Source organism: Streptomyces sp. NPDC050560 (assembly GCF_044457285.1).
Lineage (GTDB): Bacteria > Actinomycetota > Actinomycetes > Streptomycetales > Streptomycetaceae > Streptomyces.
In genome coordinates, this window is the sequence record NZ_JBITGT010000005.1 from 213,642 (window position 1) to 233,263 (window position 19,622).

Annotated in this window: 19 protein-coding genes; 6 read left to right on the forward strand and 13 right to left on the reverse strand. The window is 71.0% G+C overall.

Annotated features, from left to right (window positions below):
- Nucleotides 1–10: 10 nt before the first annotated feature.
- From ACIBIW_RS13150 to ACIBIW_RS13165, 4 genes are read right to left on the reverse strand one after another with little or no spacing between them, the layout of a single operon-like run.
- Nucleotides 11–667 carry a TylF/MycF/NovP-related O-methyltransferase gene (locus ACIBIW_RS13150; protein ID WP_399335231.1) on the reverse strand — a complete coding sequence of 219 codons (657 nt, stop codon included), beginning with the start codon at nt 665–667 and terminating at the stop codon, nt 11–13.
- 36 nt (nt 668–703) lie between these two features.
- On the reverse strand, nt 704–1,918 hold the full coding sequence (locus ACIBIW_RS13155; RefSeq protein WP_399335233.1) for a nucleotide disphospho-sugar-binding domain-containing protein: 1,215 nt from the start codon (nt 1,916–1,918) through the stop codon (nt 704–706).
- Between the two features lie 36 nt (nt 1,919–1,954).
- A complete protein-coding gene (locus ACIBIW_RS13160; protein ID WP_399335235.1) occupies nt 1,955–2,605 on the reverse strand; it encodes an SDR family NAD(P)-dependent oxidoreductase in 651 nt (216 codons plus the stop codon).
- 51 nt (nt 2,606–2,656) lie between these two features.
- Nucleotides 2,657–3,406 carry an SDR family NAD(P)-dependent oxidoreductase gene (locus tag ACIBIW_RS13165; protein ID WP_399335237.1) on the reverse strand — a complete coding sequence of 250 codons (750 nt, stop codon included), beginning with the start codon at nt 3,404–3,406 and terminating at the stop codon, nt 2,657–2,659.
- Nucleotides 3,407–3,551: 145 nt separating this feature from the next.
- Between ACIBIW_RS13165 and ACIBIW_RS13170 the strand changes: the two genes are divergently transcribed.
- Nucleotides 3,552–4,592 (forward strand): class I SAM-dependent methyltransferase, encoded by a 1,041-nt coding sequence (locus ACIBIW_RS13170; RefSeq protein WP_399335239.1) that lies wholly within the window; start codon nt 3,552–3,554, stop codon nt 4,590–4,592.
- A gap of 25 nt (nt 4,593–4,617) precedes the next feature.
- Nucleotides 4,618–5,625: a Gfo/Idh/MocA family protein gene (locus ACIBIW_RS13175; RefSeq protein WP_399335241.1), complete on the forward strand. Its 1,008-nt coding sequence runs from the start codon at nt 4,618–4,620 to the stop codon at nt 5,623–5,625.
- Nucleotides 5,626–5,713: 88 nt separating this feature from the next.
- On the opposite strand, the gene rfbB is transcribed toward ACIBIW_RS13175, so the two are convergent.
- The 9 genes from rfbB to ACIBIW_RS13220 form a co-directional block, all read right to left on the reverse strand.
- The gene (gene rfbB, locus ACIBIW_RS13180; protein WP_399335243.1) at nt 5,714–6,694 is read right to left on the reverse strand and encodes a dTDP-glucose 4,6-dehydratase; all 981 of its coding nucleotides are present in this window, start codon (nt 6,692–6,694) and stop codon (nt 5,714–5,716) included.
- A complete protein-coding gene (locus ACIBIW_RS13185) occupies nt 6,691–7,761 on the reverse strand; it encodes a glucose-1-phosphate thymidylyltransferase (RefSeq protein ID WP_399335245.1) in 1,071 nt (356 codons plus the stop codon). The genes rfbB and ACIBIW_RS13185 overlap by 4 nt, the downstream gene beginning before the upstream one ends.
- A gap of 53 nt (nt 7,762–7,814) precedes the next feature.
- On the reverse strand, nt 7,815–8,867 hold the full coding sequence (locus ACIBIW_RS13190; RefSeq protein WP_399335247.1) for an alpha/beta hydrolase: 1,053 nt from the start codon (nt 8,865–8,867) through the stop codon (nt 7,815–7,817).
- Entirely contained in the window at nt 8,867–10,828 is a 1,962-nt protein-coding gene (locus ACIBIW_RS13195) for a KedN5 family methylcobalamin-dependent radical SAM C-methyltransferase (protein WP_399335249.1), read from the reverse strand. The genes ACIBIW_RS13190 and ACIBIW_RS13195 overlap by 1 nt, the downstream gene beginning before the upstream one ends.
- A 77-nt stretch (nt 10,829–10,905) precedes the next feature.
- Entirely contained in the window at nt 10,906–11,688 is a 783-nt protein-coding gene (locus tag ACIBIW_RS13200; protein ID WP_399335251.1) for an SDR family NAD(P)-dependent oxidoreductase, read from the reverse strand.
- 30 nt (nt 11,689–11,718) lie between these two features.
- Complete coding sequence (locus ACIBIW_RS13205) at nt 11,719–12,501, reverse strand: SDR family NAD(P)-dependent oxidoreductase (RefSeq protein ID WP_399335253.1); 783 nt, start codon at nt 12,499–12,501, stop codon at nt 11,719–11,721.
- A gap of 148 nt (nt 12,502–12,649) precedes the next feature.
- The gene (locus ACIBIW_RS13210; RefSeq protein ID WP_399335255.1) at nt 12,650–13,444 is read right to left on the reverse strand and encodes a BTAD domain-containing putative transcriptional regulator; all 795 of its coding nucleotides are present in this window, start codon (nt 13,442–13,444) and stop codon (nt 12,650–12,652) included.
- 138 nt (nt 13,445–13,582) lie between these two features.
- Entirely contained in the window at nt 13,583–14,437 is an 855-nt protein-coding gene (locus ACIBIW_RS13215; RefSeq protein WP_399335257.1) for a class I SAM-dependent methyltransferase, read from the reverse strand.
- 128 nt (nt 14,438–14,565) lie between these two features.
- Nucleotides 14,566–14,826, reverse strand: a complete 261-nt coding sequence (locus tag ACIBIW_RS13220) for an acyl carrier protein (RefSeq protein ID WP_399335260.1) — start codon at nt 14,824–14,826, stop codon at nt 14,566–14,568.
- Between the two features lie 283 nt (nt 14,827–15,109).
- Here ACIBIW_RS13220 and ACIBIW_RS13225 point away from each other — a divergent pair, with 283 nt between their 5' ends.
- The 4 genes from ACIBIW_RS13225 to ACIBIW_RS13240 all read left to right on the forward strand — a co-directional run bounded on the left by ACIBIW_RS13225 (nt 15,110) and on the right by ACIBIW_RS13240 (nt 19,577).
- Complete coding sequence (locus ACIBIW_RS13225; protein WP_399335262.1) at nt 15,110–16,081, forward strand: aldo/keto reductase; 972 nt, start codon at nt 15,110–15,112, stop codon at nt 16,079–16,081.
- 64 nt (nt 16,082–16,145) lie between these two features.
- On the forward strand, nt 16,146–17,414 hold the full coding sequence (locus ACIBIW_RS13230; protein WP_399335264.1) for a beta-ketoacyl-[acyl-carrier-protein] synthase family protein: 1,269 nt from the start codon (nt 16,146–16,148) through the stop codon (nt 17,412–17,414).
- Entirely contained in the window at nt 17,411–18,652 is a 1,242-nt protein-coding gene (locus ACIBIW_RS13235) for a ketosynthase chain-length factor (RefSeq protein WP_399335266.1), read from the forward strand. The genes ACIBIW_RS13230 and ACIBIW_RS13235 overlap by 4 nt, the downstream gene beginning before the upstream one ends.
- Before the next feature lie 229 nt (nt 18,653–18,881).
- Nucleotides 18,882–19,577, forward strand: a complete 696-nt coding sequence (locus ACIBIW_RS13240; protein ID WP_399335268.1) for a response regulator transcription factor — start codon at nt 18,882–18,884, stop codon at nt 19,575–19,577.
- Nucleotides 19,578–19,622 lie beyond the last annotated feature (45 nt).

Genomic DNA, 19,622 nt, shown 5'->3' on the forward strand with positions numbered 1-19,622 from the left:
CGGCCGCCGCTCACCCGCGCTCGCGGCGCAGGCGCCCGTACGCGACGTCGCCCGGGAGGGTCTCGACCGGGGAGCGGCCCTCGAAGTACGCGTCGCAGGCCGCCTTGACGCCGGGGAACGGCGCGATCGTGTCGGGGCCCGCGGCGGGGTCGGTGTAGTCGTCGATGATGAGGGCGCCGCCGGGCGCGAGACGCGGCACGCACTCGGTCAGCGAGACCAGGGTGGAGGCGTACAGGTCCCCGTCCAGGTAGCCGAAGGCGATCCGGTCGGGGAGCTGGTCGCGGAGCGTGCTGTCGAACCAGCCGGGGTGCACCTCGGGGCGCCGCCTGCCCCAGGTGTCGAAGGCCGCGAGCAGGTCGTCGGGCGAGCAGGCGAACACCCCGGACGGCATGACGATCTCGTCCTCCTCGGTGGTGTCGGGAAGCCCCTCGAAGGAGTCGAAGACATGGATGGCCCTGTCGTCGCCGCACGCGTCGAGGACCGCCCGCATCCACAGGGTCATCGCGCCCCGGTAGCAGCCGAGTTCGGCCACGGGCCCCGGCACACCGTCGCGCACGACACGCTCAAGCTCCGCGCGCACATGTCCCAACCGCGCCGGATCGACGGTCTCGTGATGCTCCGTCAGCAGCCAGGAGCGCATCTCGTCGAGGCCGGTGTCTGTCGTCACTGGATACCACCGTTCTGGGTCGTGTCGCTTGGCCGGTCACAGGACGGGGTCGTCGCCCCGGGCGAGACGTTCGAGCGGTGCGACGAGGGCGCAGACACGGGGCCGCCGCGCACCGTCGTCCCGCACCGTGCGCGCCGCGGAGCGCAGCGCGTCGTCCCCGAGGAGCCTGCCGACCGCCCGGTGCACGGCGTCGTACCGCGCGGTCAGGCCGGGAACGCGCAGCCCCGCCCCGGCCTTCTCGTACCGCCTGCTCATCTCGCTCTGGTCGTCGGTGAGCGGGAGCATGAGCTGCGGCAGCCCGGCGACCGCCCCCGCCATCATCGGGTTGACGCTGCCCTGGTGGATCAGCGCGTCACACGAGTCGAGCAGCAGGTTCACCGGGCACTGCCGCAACACCCGTACACCGTCCGGGAGTTCGCCCAGGACGGCCACCTGGCGTGCCGAGGCGGTGAGCAGCAGCTCGGCGCCGTGCGCGCGCACCGCCTGCACCACGTGGCGCAGCGCGGGCATCGAGGGGCCGTAGATCTCCAGCGCGGAGTTGCTCCACAGCAGGCAGACCCGCCTGCGGGCGGGGCGCTCCCACATCCAGGGGGCCACCTCACCCGGGCCGTTGTACGGGACGTAACCGCTGCACAGCCGTACCGCGTCGCCCGCGTCCTGGGCCAGCGACCGCGGTGTGGGGTCGATGAAGTGGCTCACCTGCGACGGCTCCCACGGCGCCACCCCGTGGTGGGCGAAGGACCCGACGGTGTCGTCGAGCCCGGTCTCGTACGCGCCGAACATGCCGGGGGAGTGGTACACGGCGGGAACGCCCGTCACGCGCGCGGCGAGCGGCCCTTCGAGCGACATCAGGTCGTGCACCACCAGGTCGGGCCGGACCGCGCGGGCGCACGCCACCGCGGCGTCCCGGTTGGACCGGGTGATGTCCTCGCACTCCCTCAGGAACGCGGCGCCCTCCACCTCGGCGTCGTACTCGTCGGGCGAGGCCAGCGGCCGCCCGGTGACCGGGTGCAGCACCGGAAGACCGTCGTCCGCCCGCGCCTCGGCGTGGCGTGCCATCCGCTCGAAGACCATCATGTCGATGTCCCCGAGGGCGGGGACGGGCGCCAGCCCCGCCGAGCGGACCGCGTCGGCCTGCGAGGGCGCGCACAGCACCCGCACCTCGTGTCCCGCGGCGTTCAGCGCCCAGCCGAGCGGGACCATGCAGAAGTAGGCGCCCTTCCAGTTGGTGGTGGTGAACAGCACGCGCATGCCGGGCTCCTCGGACGGGGAAGGGGGGTGCGGCCGTCAGTCGAGCGGTGCGGTGTCCAGGGCGAGTACGGCGCCGCTCAGCCGGGACAGCTCGCCCGCGGTCAGCGCGGCCACCAGGTCCACCACCCCGCGTACGGCGTCCGCGGGCCCCGGGGCCGCCGCGACCGCGTTGATCCGCACGGCGCAGCGGCGCGCCCCGGCCGCGAGCTGCGGTACGAAGGACCTGGCCAGGGCGGCGTCGGGCCCCGCGCCTGCGGTGAGGTACACCACCGCGCCCGACCGCTGCTGGGACGCCAGGGTGCGCAGCGCCGCGTGCGCGGGAGCCAGCCAGCCCTCAAGACGGTGCCGCAGCGCGTCGAACGCCTCCGCGGGCGCCGCCTCGCCGTGGCCGGGCGCGGCGGCGGAGGTGTCGACCAGCAGCGCGTCAAGGGCGCCGAGCGCGCCCATGGTGCGGCGGCACAGGGCCTCCATCCGGGACTCGTCCGTCAGCGCCGCCCGCACCGCGATCGCCTGCCCGCCGTCCTTCTCGATGCCGCGCACCAGGTCCCTGGCGTCGGCGAACGAGGTGTCGTACTGCACGGAGAGCACCGCGCCGCGCCGTGCCAGCTCGGCCGCGACCGGAACGGTGGACGGCGAGTCGCCGCCCGTGACCACGACGACCTTGCCTTGCAGTGAGTCCGAGACCATGGCGCGGACGCTACGGCCGGTCCTTTGAGCCCTGATGGAGCGCCGCTGGGTTCAACGCCCGCCCGCCACCGTCACGTTCTCGCCGGTGACGTTCCCGTTGGCCGCGGAGCACAGGAACAGCAGGGTGCGCGCCACCTCCTGAGGGGTGCTCAGCCGCCCCGTCGGGGTCCTCGACCGCTCGCGCTCCCTGATCTCCTCGGGCAGCCCCGTGCGCACCCGCTCGGTCAGCGTGAGCCCCGGCGCCACCACGTTGACGAGGACCCCGTCCTGGCCCACGTCCCAGGCCAGGCTGCGGGCGAGCCCGTAGAGGCCGGCCTTCACGGTGCCGTAGAACTCCTGGCCTCGCTGGCCGTCGAAGGCGTTGTGCGAGGAGACGAACGCGATGCGTCCCCAGCCGCGCTCGCGCATCTGCGGCAGCACGAGCTGGGTGGCACGCACCACCGGCGCCAGATTGTGCCCCACCACCGGGCCCCACTCGTCCGGCGCGACGTCCTCGAACCGGGTGCCGGGGGCACGCCTGCGGCCCCAGCTGAACGCGTTGGCGACGAACACGTCCGTCCCCCCGCGCCGTTCGCGCACCGCCGCGACCGCCTCGGCCGCCGAGTCGGCGTCGTCGAGCGCGTACCGGACCGCGAACGCGTCCTTCAGCTCGCGCGCCAGCCGCTCGGCGCCCTCGCGGTCGTTGCGGTAGCCGAGCGCGACGGTGGCACCCTCGGCGACGAAGGCACGGGCGACCTCCCGCCCGATGCCGCCCGTCGCACCCGTCACCAGCGCGGTCCTGCCGGACAGACCCAGATCCATCCGGGCACCGTGCCACCGGCCGGTCGAGGAACGTTCGAAGCGCCCTGCCCCCACCCCCGCTCAAGTCGGCCTCGAACGCCTGCGGACCGCGCCCGGTGAGGCTGGGAGCGTCCGAGTTCGTGCCCCGCGACCGGGAGGATGAGGGATGCCACAGGAGAACGCCGACGCGCTGACCCGGAAGAAGCTCCACACCTATATGCGCGGCTACACCCATTCCAGCCTGCTGCGCTGCTCGGTCGAACTGGGCGTCTACGACGCCGTCGCGCAGGGACCGGCCGACGTCGACGTCCTCGCCGCCCGCCTCGGCACGTCGGAGCGCGGCACCCGCATCCTGCTGAACGCCCTGGCCGCCATCGGCCTGCTGCACCACGGGGCGGGGCGCTACTCACTGGTGCCGGGCGCCGAGGACCTGCTGGTCAAGGGCGGCAAGGACTACTTCGGCGGGCCGATCAGGCTCGGCATCGACTCCTGGGAGTGGGACGCGCACAAGCGGCTCGCCGAGTCCGTGCGCAAGGGCGCCCCCGTCATGGAGACCACCGCGGACACCCCGGACTTCGACTACTTCGGGGTGTGGGCGGAGCACAGCGCCGATTCGACGTTCAACACCGGCGCCGCCCAGCTCGTCGCCGACCTGCTGCTGCCCTGGAACCCGGCGGCCGAGCGGGTCGACGTGCTGGACGTCGGCTGCGGCTCAGGATGGTACGGCTTCGAGATCGCCCGCAGGGAGCCCCGCGCCCGGCTCTGCGCCTTCGACTGGGCGCCGCGCGTCCTCGCGGTGGCGGAGGAGAACGCCCGGCGCCTTGAGGTCGCGGACAGGACCGAGTTCCGGCAGGGCGACGCCTTCAACGACCCGCTGGGCGGCCCCTACGATCTGGTCACCATGGCCCACGTACTGCACCACCGCTCGGCGCGGCAGGCGGCCGGTCTGCTGCGCAGGCTGCACGCGGCGATGCGCCCCGGCGGCCGGATCGGCGTCGTCGGGCACACCTTCGACGAGAGGGTGTCACCGGCCGACGACCCCAACCCGCACCTGTTCGCCCTGATCATGCTGATGCAGACCGAGACGGGCGAGCCCCACTCCCTCGACACCTACCGGTGGATGTTCACCGAAGCCGGGTTCACCAACGTCCGCTTCCACGCAAGCACCAACTCCATGCACAAGGCGATCGTCGCCGACCGTGCCTGACCGGCCGAGACCGAGGTGGCAGACAGTGGCAGAGCAGCGAACGAACGAAAACGGCCGCCCCGACGGCCGGCTGCGCGTCGGCGTGCTGGGCTGCGCCGACATCGCGAGGCGGCGCATGCTGCCCGCGATGGCGACCGTGCCAGGCATCGAGATCACGGCGGTGGCGAGCCGGGACCCGGCCAAGGCGCGGGCCTTCACCGACACCTTCGGAGGGGAGCCGGTGGCGGGATACGCGGCCGCGCTCGAACGGGACGACGTGGACGCGGTCTACATCCCCCTCGCCACCGGGCTGCACGCCGAGTGGATCACCCGGGCGCTGTCGGCGGGCAAACACGTGCTCTGCGAGAAACCCCTCGTCACCCGGTACGAGGAGGCGGCCAAGGCGGTGTCGCTCGCCCGCGAGCGCGGACTGCTGCTCATGGAGAGCTTCATGTTCCTGCGGCACTCCCAGCACGCCCGGGTGCGCGAGCTGGTCGCCGACGGGGCCATCGGCACCCTGCGCAGCCTCACCGCCGACTTCGGGATTCCTCCGCTGCCCGACGGCGACACCCGCTACCAGCGGGCACTGGGCGGCAGCGCGCTGCTCGACGTCGGGGTCTACCCGCTGCGGGCCGCCCAGTTGTACCTGGGCTCCGACATCCGGGTCACCGGATCGTATCTGCGGGTCGATCCGCGCCGCGGGGTGGACGTGGCGGGCGGCGCCCTGCTGCACGACGAGGACGGGGTGACCGCCCACATCGGCTTCGGCTTCGTCCACGCCTACCGCTCACGCTACGAACTGTGGGGCAGCTCCGGGCGGATCGGCGTGGAGCGCGCCTTCACACCCCCCGCGGGGTTCCAGCCGGTGATCAGGCTCGAACGGCAGGACGTCCGCGAGGAGCGGACCCTGCCCGCCGACGACCAGTTCGCGAACATCGCGGCGGAGTTCGCCGACACCATCGCGGAACGCCGCGACGTCGAACCGCATCTGGAGATGATTCTGCGTCAGTCCGCCCTGGTCGAGGAGGTCTTCACCCGCGCGGCCCGGGGCTGAGCACACCCGGCGCCGCCCCCTGCCGTGCGGGGGGCGGCGCCGGGCGGTGCGGCTGCGGCGTACGGGTCCTGTGCGGGGGCCGGTGTGCTCACCCCGACGCCGGGGCGTTCTCCAGCGGCTTCCACCACGCGGGGTTGTCCCGGTACCAGCGCACCACCTCGGCCAGACCCTCGTCGAAGCCGATGCGCGGGACGAACCCCAGCTCCTCGCGGATGCGGCTCGCGTCCAGCGCGTAGCGGCGGTCGTGGCCCCGCCGGTCGGGCACGTACCGCACCTGCGACCAGTCGGCGTCGCAGAGCCTGATGATGCGCTCGGTGACCTCCCGGTTGCTCAGGGCCGTGTCACCGCCGATGTTGTAGACGTCGCCCGCCTTCCCCGCGACCGTGACCAGGTGCACCGCGGCGCAGTGGTCGCGCACGTGCATCCACTCCCTGACGTTCCCGCCGTCGCCGTACAGCGGCACCGGGCGGCCGGACAGCAGATGCGTCACGAACAGCGGGATCAGCTTCTCGACGTGCTGGTACGGGCCGTAGTTGTTGGAGCAGCGGGTGATACGGACGTCGAGACCGTGGGTGCGCCAGTACGCGCGGGCCATCAGCTCCCCGCCCGCCTTGGAAGCGGCGTAGGGCGAGTTCGGCGCCAGCGGGCAGGACTCGTCCCAGGCCCCGTGGGGGATGGACCCGTAGACCTCGTCCGTGGACACGTACACGAACGGCGACACCCCGGCGCTGACGCACACGTCGGCCAGGCACTGGGTACCGACGATGTTGGTCTCCACGAACGCGGAGGCGCCGGTGATGGAGCGGTCCACATGGGACTCCGCCGCGAAGTGCACCACGGCGTCGTGGCCCGGCAGCTCCCGTTCGAGCAGCTCCCGGTCCGTGATGTCGCCGTGCACGAAGCGCAGCCGCGGGTGGCCGACCGGCAGGTTGGCCAGGTTGCCCGCGTACGTCAGCTTGTCGAGCACCGTCACCTCGGCGCCCTCGCTGCCGGGGTACTCGCCGTTCAGCAGCCCCCGCGTGTAGTGGGCGCCGATGAACCCGGCGCCTCCGGTGACCAGGACCCTCATGCGGAGCGCACCTGGATGCTGGCCTGGTCACCCAACAGCAGGCGCTGGGCCCCGGACCCGCACGAGGTGCCCCGTACCCGGGCACCTCTGCCGATGACCGAGTCGCGCACCCCGCGCACTCCCTCGACATGAACGTTTTCGAGCACGATCGACTCCTGGACGTCCGCGTTTTCGATCTGGCAGTTCTGTCCGACAGCGGTGTGCGGACCGATCCTGGCGTTGCGCACCACACACCCCGCGCCGATGGTCAGCGGCCCTTCGAGGCGCGAGCCCACGATCTCGGTGCCGGCCCCGACGACCACCGGGCCCGTGAGCACGGAGGTGCCGTCCACCCGGCCGCGCACATCGCCCGTGATGGCGTCGAGCACGACCCGGTTGCAGCCCAGCAGCTCCCGCACACCGCCGGTGTCGGCCCAGTACCCCTGGTACACCTCGGCGGTGACGTCCCGTCCGCTGTCGACGAGGCGCTGGACCGCGTCGGTGATCTCCAACTCGCCCCGTGCGCTCGGCCGGATGCCGCGCACGGCCTCGTGGACCGCGGGGGTGAAGAAGTACACCCCCATCATCGCCAGGTCGGACCTGGGGTGTTCGGGCTTCTCGGTCAGGGAGACCACGTGCCCCTCGGCGTCGAGTTCCGCGACACCGTAGTGCTGCGGGTCGTCGACCTTCGTGACGAGCACCTTCGCGGCCGGGCGGCGTGCGGCGAAGTCACGTGCCGCGTCGGCCAGACCGCCGACCAGCATGTTGTCGCCCAGGTACATGACGAAGTCGTCGTCGCCGAGGAACCGCTCGGCCACCGTCACACAGTGCGCGAGCCCGAGCGGCGCCGACTGGAACAGATAGGTGAGGTCGAGACCCAGGTCCGCGCCGTCCCCGATGGCCTGCTCGACCTGCCCGCCGCGCTGGCCGACGATGATGCCCACGGAGGTGACGCCCAGGTCACGGATGTTCTCCAGGCAGTAGTGCAGCACCGGTTTGTTGGCCACCGGCATCAACTGCTTGGGCATGGAATAGGTGAACGGGCGCAGACGGGTCCCGGTTCCCCCGGACAGCACGAGACCTTTCACCGGGGAACTCCTTCGCTCGGCGTTGTGTTGTCTTCGGTTGCGGACAAGACGCCTCAGTCGCCCTGACCGACGGCGTCCTCGATCCATGCGGCCGCCGCCGTGTGCCAGGCGGAGGCGTTGCCGTGCAGGTTCAGGGAGTGCCCGGACCCGGGGAGCAGATAGGCGTCAAGACGGTTGTCCCCGGTGAACACGTACCGCTCGAACGTGGTCACCTCCTCGGGCGACGTACACGCCAGATACGGCCCCCCGCAGACCAGCGCGTCCTTCGAGCCCAGTGCGAGGAGGACGGGAGCCTTCTCCATGGCGGCCAGCGTGGCGGCATAAGGATCACTGAGGGAGTCCCGCTCTCCTGTGGTCATCGTCGACTTGGTCAGCTCGTCCCGCGCGATCGTCTCCGCGGAGGCGTCGCCGGGTGCGTAGAACAGGTCCTCGCGGCTGCCGGGCTTCGTCGTCAGATAGCCGTCGGGCGGCCCCGTGGGGCCGACGACCGGGTCCTGCGACGCGGGGATCATCGAGGGGATGATGGCGTCCCCCTCGGGTCCCGACGCATGGGCGAAGCCACTGAGGACGACCGCGGCCACGTCGTCGTGCCGCGCGGACTCCGCCAGCGCCTCCCCGGCCCCGTAGGAGTGGCCCACCAGCACGACCCGGGGGTACGTGTGGCCGCCGAGCCCGGCGTGGAGTGCGGTGACGGCCTCGTGGACCGAGGCGGTGTCGCTCGCGAAGGTGACGTCGGCGGCGGGCGGGCGGCCACTGGCGCCGGTGCCCGGCCGGTCGAGCGTCAGGGTGGTGAAGCCGCGGGCGTTCGCGTCGGCGACGTACGAGGGCTGCTGCGGGGCCGGTGCCTGCGTCCAGTAGCGCGCGTCGTAGGTGAGGCCGCTCAGCAGGACCTCCACCACGCCGTTGGTCCCGTCGGGACGGCACAGCTCGCCCCCGACGGCCCGGCCGTCGCCTGCGGAGAGCGGCACGGACACCTCGGCGCAGGCGACGTCGGCGGAGCCCCGGGGCAGCGCCGAGGCGTCGGTGGCCGTGAGGGCGAGGGCGGCGGCGAAGGCGAGCGCCGCCGTGGCGCCGCGTGCGAGGGGGCGTACGAGGGGCGCGGCCACTATTCCGCCCCCGTCGCCGCGAGGGAGGAGGTGCCGTCCATCTCCCGTTCGAGGCGCCCCATGAAGTAGATGATCTCCTCGTGGTTGGTGGAGCCCACGAACCCGTCGACACCCACCTTGTAGTACAGCGACGTGGTGAACTCCACCAGCGCGTGGTCGTACGGCTCGTCGCGCTTGAGGGACTGCACGAGGGCCGGCACGTCGCAGCGGAACGTCATGCCCGCGCGCACGTGGAAGCGCTCGCCCGCGACGGTGACGACCGGCAGCCCCGGGTGCGGGAACAGCTCGGACGCCTCCTCGCCGCCCGACACGTACGCGGGCAGCGTCTGGATGTCGTAGCGGAACACCTCGTCGAGGAGCGCACGGTGCTCCTCGGGGACGCGCGGCCGCATCGACTCCTGCCACCACTCCTGGAACAGCCGCTTCGCCGCGACCCGCCCGTAGACGAACTCGGTGGCCGGGCCCAGCGCGTCCACGTTGGTGAAGGAGCGGGCGAGCAGGTCCTGGATCGGCTCCGCCTCGGGGTCCTGCGTCGCGCCGAACCAGTCGATCATCGACCGGATGGCCTGGGACTGGGTGACGCCGCCGAGCACCCGCAGCGCCGTCCACAGGCTGCGGAACACCGGGTTCTCGGCGGTGAGGCGGGAGAAGAACAGGAAGCGGTGGATCAGCTCGTTGTCCTGCGGGGTCATCGTCTGGTGCTTGAGCAGGTACTCGAAGTCGTCCTGGTCACCCCGGACGGTGAGCAGCCCGTACTTCTCCTTGTTCTCCGAGTACTCGGTGTTCGGCAGCAGCAGCATCGGGTACGTCGCCACCCGGGTGACGTACTTGGCGAGCCGGTCGTACCCGTTCATGAACGACTCGACCGTCTCCCCCGGGGCGCCCCAGATGAGTTCGGCGTAGCACTCCATGCCCTCCTTGTTGAGCCACTCCGCAAGCTCCTCCCAGGAGTTCACCTTCATGTTGCGCCGGTTCATCAGGGACAGCGCGCTCTCGTCCAGGGTCTGGAGCGCCAGCGTGAACGAGCTGTGCAGGCCGGCCTCCTTCATCATGCGGACGATGTCGTAGAAGAGCTTGGACTTGTTCTTCGCCCACGACGTCTCAAGGGCCCTGGGGAAGCCGTACTTGTCGCGCACCTCGATCATGTCCTCGACGAACTCGCGGTCGATGGGCAGCATGCCGAAGTTCGCGTCGCACAGCACGATGGTGTGCACCTTGTGCCGCGCGAACAACTCCAGTTCCTGCCTGAGCCGTTCGCGGGAGAACGCCCGCACCCGCTGGCCGACGGCGCCGCCCCAGAAGCAGAAGGCGCACTTGTACGGGCAGCCGCGGTTGGTCTCCAACAGGGCCACATCGTAGGGGAACTCGCCGTTCTCGTCCGTGAGACTGATCGCGCCGGTGAGGAAGGGCGAGGGGATGACGTCCAGGTCCTCGATCCTGGGGCGCTCCTCGGTGGTGACGAGCTTGTCGCCGCCGTCGGTGAAGGAGATGCCCTGGATGTGGTCGAGTTCGTGCCGCGAGGTGCCGTCGAGATAGGCGTTCAGGACCTCACGGAACGTCAGCTCCCCCTCGCCGTTGACGACCACGTCCACCTCGGGGTACATCCGCAGGGTGCGCGCCGCCTGGTGGGCCACGTGGGTGCCGCCGAAGACGACCCAGCCGTCCGGGTTCAACTGCTTGAAGGTCTCGGCGAGACAGCCGAAGGTGCGGAAGTTCCAGCCGAGCACGGAGAAGGCGATGACGTCGGGGACGTCACCCTTTCCGAACAGCTCCTGAGCGATGTTGACGAGCGTCGCGCCGCCGTCGAAGTTCCTTATCTCGATGTCGAGTTGGTCGCGTATCCGCTGGTCGTCGAGGGCCGTCGCCTTGATGTAGGCGGAGGCCAGGGGCATCGACTCCAGCGACATCGCCCAGACGCCCTGCTGGATGAGCAGGACCTTCTTCTTCGGGGTCTTCTCCATGCCGAACCCTTTCTCCCCGGGATCTTCCCGGGCGGGGCCTGAGGGGCTGATCGGATTTCTCTAGGCCGGACTCGGCCTCAGACGGCGGGCCCCGACAGCAGATCCCAGCCCCCGTCCACGGTGATCACCTGGCCGGTGACCCATGAACTCGTCGTCGCGGCGAGATGCGTGATCCACGCGGTGACGTCGTCCGGAGTGCCGTACCGGCCCAGCGGGAACGTCCGCGCCTTGCTCGCGCGCACCGCCTCGATCTTCTCGTCGCTCCAGCCCGCGGCCCGCGCCGTGGCGATCAGGCCCTCGGTCTCCACGCTCCCCGGCGCCACGGCGTTCACCCGGATGCGGCGCGGGGCCAGCTCGCTCGCCCACGACCGCGTCAGGCTGTCGACGGCGGCCTTGCTCGCCGAGTAAACCGCCTGCCCCGGGCCCGGCAGGTGCCCCATCACACTGGAGACGAAGACGATCGACGCCCCCTCGTTCAGCAGCGGCAGCAGCCGGGGGGTGAGGGTGAGAGGGCCCACCACGTTGGTGTCGACGACCTCCCGCACGGCGGTGTCGTCGAGGCCGTCCACCGGTGTGGACCGCCACACCCCCGCGTTGTGGACCACCACGTCGAGACGGCCGGAGCCCGCGGTGACCGCCGCCACGACGGCCGCCGCCCCCGCCTCGTCACGGACGTCGGCGACCACCGGCCTGATCGCCGGGTGCAGGTCGGCCACGGCCCTCAGGGGCTCCTCGCGGCGGCCGGTGACGATCACCGAGGCGGCGCCGCGCTCTGCGAGGGCGAGCGCCGTCGCCCGGCCGAGGCCCGCGCCGCCACCGGTGACGACGGCGTGCCGGCTCGTGAAGGGCAGATCAGCCATGTTCTTCCTCCCCTGCGGAGAACCGCGGTGTCAGAGAATGAGGTTTCCGCCGGCCACCGGCAGGAAGGCGCCCGTGACGTACGACATGTCATCGCTGACGATCGAGGCGACCGCCCGTGCCACTTCCTCGGGCTCGGCGATGCGGCGGAGGGGGATACCGCCGATGTAGGAGTCGAGCTGCTTGGCCACGTGCTCCAGCTTGATGGCCCGCTCGAAGCCCTCGCTGCGGGTGACGTCGGGGATGACGGTGTTGACCCTGACCCCCTGGGGGCCCAGCTCGACCGCGAGGTGCTTCATCGCCGTCTCCACGGAGACCTTGGCGAGCGCGTGCCCGAGCCCGCCCGCCATGGTGCGCCGCGGGTAGATGGCCGAGATGAAGACGATGTTGCCGCCCCCGCGCTCGGCCATGCGCGGCGCCAGCACATAGGCGGGCACCAGCGCGGCCCGGAACTGCGCGGCCATCTCCTCCTGAAGCTCGTCCACGGTGTGGCCGAGCGCAGGGCCGCGCAGGACGTCGTCGAAGCCGGTGGCGTTGAGTACGAGCGTGTCGACCGGGCCCAGGTCGTCCTCGACCGCGTCGACCATGCCGCGCACGCCGTCCATGTCGCGGACGTCGGCCTGGTAGGCACCGGCGCGGCCACCGCGCTCGCGGATGTCGCGCACCCCCTGCTCCGCGCCCTCGACCGACTTGCGGTAGTTGATCGCGACGGCCGCTTCCCGCCTCGCCAGCTCGGCGGCGATCACCGCGCCGATGTTCCTGCCCGCCCCGGTGACCAGGGCGACTCTTCCCTTGAGACTCGTACCTGTGGTCATGTGCGGCACGTTAGGGACCGCTGACGGAGGGGTGGTTGAGGCGTCTTCGAGCCGGATCGGAGCGGTGGGAGGGCCACGACGACGAAGACCGGGGGCGCCTGGGGGGCGTCTCCGGTCTTCGTGTCGTCGCGGTCGGCTCGGGACCTGGTCAGCCCGCCTGGGCGTGGTACGGCTGCGGCAGCGCCGACACCGGCCGGAACCCGTTCACGTCCGCGCCCAGCACACTCTGGTGGATGTGCTGGAGACTCGCCGAAGGGGCGAGCCCCAGCTCCTGGTCGAGCAGCCGGCGTGCCGTCTGGTACGCGTTGAGGGCGTCCCTGCGCCGCCCCGTCTGGGTGAGGGCGATCATCAACTGCCCGTGGAACCACTCGTTGTACGGATAGGTCTGGACGAGTTCACCCAGCTCGGGGATGAGCTGCCGGTACCGGCCCAGTTCCATGTCCGCCTGGATGCGCAGTTCGAGCGCGCTGATGTACAGCTCGTTGAGGTGGGTCACGTAGCGCTGGAGCAGCGGGCCGTGCACGACGTCGGTGAGCGCCTGGTCCCGCCACAGGGCCAGCGCGGCGCTCAGCCGCTCGGAGACCTGGAGGTGGCGCCCCTGCTCCATCAGGGTGCGGCCCTCCTCCGTGGCCTTGTTGAACGTCTGGAAGTCCAACTGGTCGCTGTCGACGTGGAACACGTAGCCCGGCGGTGTGGTGGCGATGACCTTCTTGCCGGTCTCGTCACCCATGAACCGGGCGGTCGCCTTGCGGAGTTGGTAGATGTACGTCTGCGTGGTGGTGACGGCGCTGTGGGGGGGCGTCTCACCCCACAGTTCCTCGATCAGTGACTCGATGCTGACCAACTGGTTCGAGCGCAGCAGCAGCAGTGCGAGTACTTGACGTACCTTCGGGGCTTGGGGGGTACAGACCTGCTCGTCATGGCTAACCTCGAGCGGGCCCAACACTTTGAATCTCAAGGAGATCTCCAGCAGATTGGGCTGCAACGATGAATGGGTCCGGGTGGTAGCTAGCCATAGCGGGGAGCACTTCTCAACGGGGGTACACCCAAGGTGCCACTGGGAGGGCTGGTGCGGCGCCGCTCAGTCCGACGCGGCGCCGTCGCCGAAACGCACCCTTTGCAGCGGTAGTCCGGTGAGGCCCATCTCGCGCACCGCGGTGAGGCGGTTGAGCATCGGGTAGACATGCCCCCGCATCAGGCCGCGGCCCGGGGGAGGCAGCAGGTCGGACAGCTCGGCCACGTGGGGCAGCGCGCGCAGCCGGTTCTTCTCCGCGGCGTCGATCGCCCAGGGCATCGGCGGGCTCTCGTAGCCGCCGCTGGTCGTCATCTTCCCGGCCAGGGTGCGCTCGCTGAACCAGGGGGGTACACCGTCGAAGACCAGGGTGGCCCCGGGGAAGCGCCGGGCGCACGTGGTCATGAAGGTGTGCACCTCCTCGGGCTTGAAGTACATCAACAGGCCCTGGGCGGTGAGCAGCAGGCCCTCGGAGGCGTCGACCTGCTCCATCCACTCCTCGGAGAGGGCGGAGCAGGCGAGCGTGCGCTGCCGGGGCTCCTCGTCGGGCAGGACCTGGGCGCGCAGGTCCACGATGTTCTGCATGTCGACGCCGAGCCAGCGCAGCCGCCCGTTGTCGACCCGCCAGAACTGCGTCTCCAGCCCCTCGCCGAGCGCCACGACCTGACCCGACGGATGGTCGGCGAGGAAGGAGCCGACCTCCTGGTCGAAGCGCAGCACGCGCAGCGCCTGCCACTGGCCGAGCTTCCCCTTGCCGAACTTCTCCGCGAAGGGGTAGTCGAGCGCACTCACCAGTTCGACGGCCTTCGGGTCCTTCAGGATCGCGTCGGGACGGGCGGCCTCGGCGGCCCGCTGGTAGAGGTTCCACAGCAGCGACTCGGACACGCCGCTCAGGTCGACTGGCATACGTGGGGGGTTGGCCATGCGGACTCCTGCTTTCTCTGGCCTCTGGACGCGCGGGGAGATGGCCGGACTTCTTGTGAAAGTCCCTGGTCACCGTGGGTTTTCCGCGCCCGCTGCTGGTGCGTTCACTGAGCGAAGGCCAGCCGAATCTAGTCCATACGGTCACCGCGGGCAAGCCGGTCCTGGACCGTGGCGACCAGCTCCCGTGGCGTCTTCACGCTGGCGAAGAGGTCGTCGGGCAGCTCCACCCTCAGCTCCCGCTCGATCACGCTCAGCGACTCCAGGAGCGCCAGGGAGTCGTATCCGAGATCGTCGAACGTGGTGTCGTGGATGTCCCCGTCCAGCGTGGCGGCATCGTTCTCCCCCGCGCACTTGCGCAGAATGCGGCGTACGTCGTCGATGGTGAACACGGTCGTCTCCCCAGTCTCTGAGCCGCTGTGTCGGAACTTCCTCGGCCGCGGTGTCGCGGCCGCCCGGGCCGCTGTGTCGCACGGCAGGCTCTCGCCCCGTGCGGACGGCACCGTAGTCAGGGGCCTTCGAGAGGCGCTGGCGAGGCGGTCGAGACGGCGGGCCCCGTGGTTCGAGCGATGGACGAACCCCGCTCCAACGGGCCGCGACACACTCCCTCAGTCCCGCGGCGGTCTTGAGGGGGCGTGAGTCCGGCACGAGTCGACGGCTGGGTGGAGGCAGGACATGCGGGACAAGAGGCTCGGCGTCTCGGGGCCGGTGGTCTCCGCCCTCGGCTTCGGCTGCATGGCGCTCACCGACGTGCGCGCCGCGGCGGACGTGGTGCCCCGGGCGCTCGACCACGGCGTCACCCTCTTCGACACCGCCGACTACTACGGGCAGGGCGCGTCCGAGACCGCGCTCGGCACCGCCCTCTCCCGGGGTCTCAGGGACAGGGCGGTGATCGCGACCAAGACCGGCATCGTGCACAGGCCCAAGGCGCCCCCGGCGGTCACCGGCCGGCCGGACGCCCTCAGGGCCGCCTGCGAGGGCTCGCTGCGGCGGCTGCGGACCGACCGCCTCGACCTGTACCTGCTGGCCCGGGTGGACAGGACCGTACCCGTCGAGGAGTCGGTGGGCGCCATGACCGAACTGGTCGCCGCGGGCAAGGTGCGCCACATCGGCCTGTGCGAGGCGGCCCCCGCGACCCTGCGCAGGGCCGGTACCACCGGCCGCATCGCCGTGCTCCAGTCGGAGTACGCCCTGTGGGAGCGCCATGTGGAAGACCACATCCTCGGCACCTGCGCCGAGTTGGGGATCGGCTTCGTCGCCTGCCGCCCCCTCGGCCTCGGCCTGCTCACCGACGCCGCCGTCGACCCCGCCACCCTGCCGCCCGCGGACTGGCGGCGCAGGGACCCCAGGTTCGAGCCGGCGAACCTGCCGCACAACACGCGCCTCGCGGACGGGCTGCGGCGCCTCGCGGCGGCCCACCGCACGACGGCCGCCCGCCTCGCGCTCGCCTGGCTGGCCGACAAGGGGGTCGTACCCGTCGTGGGGATGCGCCGCGAGGAGCATCTGAGGGAGAACGCCGCAGCGCTTTCGACGCGCCTGACGCCCGATCAACTCGCCGCGCTCGACGCGCTCTTCGAGCCGGGGAGCGCGAGGGGAGAGCGCTACCCGCCGCCCCTTCTCGACCTGATCGACCAGCACGGTTCGTGAACCAGGACACGGAGATGACGTTATGCCGGCATCGGGAAATGGCGGACCGGGGGAGGGGCGGGCGATGAGAAGGCGGGTGGTGATCACCGGTATCGGGGTGGTGGCCCCGGGGACACCGGGCTCCAAGCCGTTCTGGGAGCGGGTCGTCGCGGGCGCCCCGGCGACCCGGCGGGTGACCAGGTTCGACCCGGCGCCCTTCAGGTCGCAGATCGCGGCCGAGTGCGACTTCTCGCCCGAGGAGGCGGGCCTCACCCCGCAGGAGGTGCGCCGGATGGACCTGGCCGCGCAGTTCGCGGTGGTCTCCGCCAGGGAGGCGCTCGCGGACAGCGGCCTCGACGAGTGCGGCGTCGTCGGCGAGCGCACCGGGGTGAGCCTGGGCAGCGCCGTCGGCTGCACCATCAAGCTGGACCAGGAGTACAACGTCCTGAGCAACGGCGGCAGGGACTGGGTCGTCGACCCGCACTACGCGCCGCCGCACATGTTCGACTACTTCATCCCCAGCTCGCTCGCGGCCGAGGTCGCCTGGGCGACCGGCGCGGGCGGCCCGGTGGCGGTGATCTCGGCGGGCTGCACCTCGGGCCTCGACTCGATCGGGCACGCCTGCGACCTCATACGGGAGGGCTCAGCCGACGTCATGGTCAGCGGCGGGACCGACGCGCCCCTCTCGCCCATCACCGCCGCCTGCTTCGACGCGATCAAGGCGACCTCGCACCGCAACGACGACCCCGAGCACGCGCTCAGGGCGTTCGACCGCACACGCGACGGATTCGTCCTCGGCGAGGGCGCGGCCGTGCTCGTGCTGGAGGAGCGCGAGCACGCGGTGCGCCGCGGCGCCCGCGTCTACGGCGAGATCCTGGGGCACGCCACGCGCAGCAACGCCTACCACATGACCGGGCTGCGCCCGGACGGCGCCGAGCTGGCGCAGGCCGTCACCGCCGTGCTCGACGAGGGCGGGGTCACCGCGGCCGACGTGGACTACGTCAACGCCCACGGCACCGGGACGAGGCAGAACGACCGGCACGAGACGATGGCCGTGAAGCGCGCGCTCGGCGAGCACGCCTACCGCGTCCCGATCAGCTCGATCAAGCCGGTCACCGGCCACTCGCTGGGGGCCATCGGGTCGATCGAGGTCGCCGCCTGCGCGCTGGCCCTCACGCATGACGTGATCCCTCCCACCGCCAACCTCAACGAGTCCGATCCCGAACTCGACCTCGACTACGTCCCCTTGGTGGCGCGGGAGCAGCAACTCAACGTCGTACTCAGCCTCGGCAGCGGATTCGGCGGTTTCCAGAGCGCTGTTCTGCTGGCCGACGCGGATTGGACCGCAGAGTGACCGCAGTAATCACGGGCATCGGGGTGACGGCGCCGACCGGGCTCGGCATTCAGGAGTTCTGGAGCGCGACGCTGGACGGCAAGAGCGCGATCGGGCCCATCAGCCGCTATGACGCGAGCAGTTACCCGGTGCGGCTGTGCGGTGAGATCACCGGCTTCGACGCGGCCGAGCACATCCCCGGCAGGCTGCTGCCGCAGACCGACCGGATGACGCAACTGGCCCTCTTCGCAAGCGACCTGGCCCTCGCGGACGCGGGTCTTTCATCGGATGACCTGGTCCGTGGCGAGACGGGTGTGGCGACGGCGGGCGCGGCGGGCGGGTTCGAGTTCGGCCAGCGGGAGTTGCAGGCGCTGTGGGGGCAGGGGCCGCAGTATGTCAGCGCGTACCAGTCCTTCGCCTGGTTCTACGCGGTGAACACCGGGCAGTTGTCGATCAGGCACGACACCCGGGGCCCCAGCGATGTCGTGGTGAGCGAGCAGGCCGGCGGGCTCGACGCCCTCGCCGTCGCGCGCCGCCGGATACGCCAGGGGACCAAGGTGATGATCGCGGGCGGGCTCGACGCGCCGCTGTCCCCGTGGGCGATGGCGGCGCAGATGCCGAACGGCCGGATGAGCCGCGCCCTCGACCCCGACCGCGCCTATCGGCCCTTCCACGAGGAGGCCGGGGGGTATGTGCCGGGGGAGGGCGGGGCGTTGCTCGTCGTCGAGGACGAGCGGGCGGCGCGGGCCCGTGCCGTGGCGAGGATCTACGCGCACATCGCCGGGCACTGCGCCACGTTCGACGCCGACCGCGCGGGCCCCACCCGCCTCGCGTCCGCCATCGAGGGCGCGCTGGCGGACGCCGGGCTGTCGCCGCGGGACGTCGACGTCGTCTTCGCCGACGGGGCGGGGGTGGCGGATCTGGACCGGGACGAGGCGGCGGCCATTGCCCGGGTGTTCGGGCCGCGGGGGGTCCCGGTCACCGCGCCGAAGTCGATGACGGGCCGGATGTACTCGGGCGGCGCCGCCGTGGATGTCGCCACCGCGCTGCTCTCCCTCAGGGGCGACATCATCCCGCCCACCGTCAACGTGGGCCGGGCGGCGCCCGGTTACGCGATCGACCTGGTGACGTCCGCGCGCCCGGTGCCCGTCAACACGGCGCTCGTCGTCGCACGGGGCTACCACGGCTTCAACAGCGCGCTGGTCCTGACGGGCGCCGCACAGGAACCGGCGACCTGTCCGACAGATATGAACGCGTAGACCGACGAGAAGGAGACCAAGCAGCGGTCAAGAACCGCAAACGGGAGGTAAATTATCGCGTCCGGGTCTTCGTGCAGATCGAGTGGGGATTCATCTTGAATGGACTGACTGGCCTACGGGTGGGTAACTATTGGGAGATTTATGCACCATGAAGGGCTGGAGGGCCGCTCGCGGAGGTCGCGCGCCCCCTAGTTCTTTCGGATGAATACGGGACGGGGGAGTTTCCGACATGTCCGGTTTCGGCAGTTCGATAGAAATTCTCATCATCGACGACCATACCCTCTTTTGTGAGGCCCTGCGTTCGACGCTGGAGGTGGAAGAGGACTTCACTGTGGTGGGCACGGTCAAGTATTCATCGGATGTCGCGGAGAAAGTTCAGGACGTACAGCCCGACATCATCATCATGGACGCGGTGCTGCCCGGCCGTTCGGTGATGAACCGGATAGCCGACATCCAGAAGGTGGCCCCGGCCTCCAGCGTGATCATGCTGACCATGTGGGACGACCCGATCCTGATACGCCAACTCCTGGCGCAGACCAGCGTGTGCGGGTACCTGCTGAAGAGCACCACGCGTCTGATGCTGGTCGCCGCGATTCGCGCGATACGGGCGGACGGAAACCGCATTATCGTTTCTGCTACCTCCATGCATTTCAAGTCGGAGGGACGCAGAGTGCTGTCGGACCGCGAATGTATGGTGCTGGAGTTAGTCGCCGAGGGGCTGAGCAACGGGCAGATCGCCTCGAAACTGTGCATTGCCGAGGCGACCGTGAAACGCCATCTCCGCAATTCATACACCAAACTTGGCGCCGTGTCGCGGGTGGACGCCGTCAACAAGGCGGTTTCCGCCTCCATTATCGAGGTGCCGGATTTCGTGCGCAGCCCCCTGGGAATGCCTGCCGGCCCGCAGCCGTCGAACAGAACGTGACGGGCCCGGAGGGGCCTGCCGGTACCCGTGTGTAGCCGGACCCTG

Excerpts from the sequence above, each read along its gene's own strand:
- ACIBIW_RS13155 (WP_399335233.1), bottom strand. The coding sequence starts at position 1,918 with ATGCGCGTGCTGTTCACCACCACCAACTGGAAGGGCGCCTACTTCTGC.
- ACIBIW_RS13160 (WP_399335235.1), bottom strand. The coding sequence starts at position 2,605 with ATGGTCTCGGACTCACTGCAAGGCAAGGTCGTCGTGGTCACGGGCGGC.
- ACIBIW_RS13165 (WP_399335237.1), bottom strand. The coding sequence starts at position 3,406 with ATGGATCTGGGTCTGTCCGGCAGGACCGCGCTGGTGACGGGTGCGACG.
- ACIBIW_RS13170 (WP_399335239.1), top strand. The coding sequence starts at position 3,552 with ATGCCACAGGAGAACGCCGACGCGCTGACCCGGAAGAAGCTCCACACC.
- rfbB (WP_399335243.1), bottom strand. The coding sequence starts at position 6,694 with ATGAGGGTCCTGGTCACCGGAGGCGCCGGGTTCATCGGCGCCCACTAC.
- ACIBIW_RS13195 (WP_399335249.1), bottom strand. The coding sequence starts at position 10,828 with ATGGAGAAGACCCCGAAGAAGAAGGTCCTGCTCATCCAGCAGGGCGTC.
- ACIBIW_RS13200 (WP_399335251.1), bottom strand. The coding sequence starts at position 11,688 with ATGGCTGATCTGCCCTTCACGAGCCGGCACGCCGTCGTCACCGGTGGC.
- ACIBIW_RS13205 (WP_399335253.1), bottom strand. The coding sequence starts at position 12,501 with ATGACCACAGGTACGAGTCTCAAGGGAAGAGTCGCCCTGGTCACCGGG.
- ACIBIW_RS13215 (WP_399335257.1), bottom strand. The coding sequence starts at position 14,437 with ATGGCCAACCCCCCACGTATGCCAGTCGACCTGAGCGGCGTGTCCGAG.
- ACIBIW_RS13225 (WP_399335262.1), top strand. The coding sequence starts at position 15,110 with ATGCGGGACAAGAGGCTCGGCGTCTCGGGGCCGGTGGTCTCCGCCCTC.
- ACIBIW_RS13230 (WP_399335264.1), top strand. The coding sequence starts at position 16,146 with ATGAGAAGGCGGGTGGTGATCACCGGTATCGGGGTGGTGGCCCCGGGG.
- ACIBIW_RS13240 (WP_399335268.1), top strand. The coding sequence starts at position 18,882 with ATGTCCGGTTTCGGCAGTTCGATAGAAATTCTCATCATCGACGACCAT.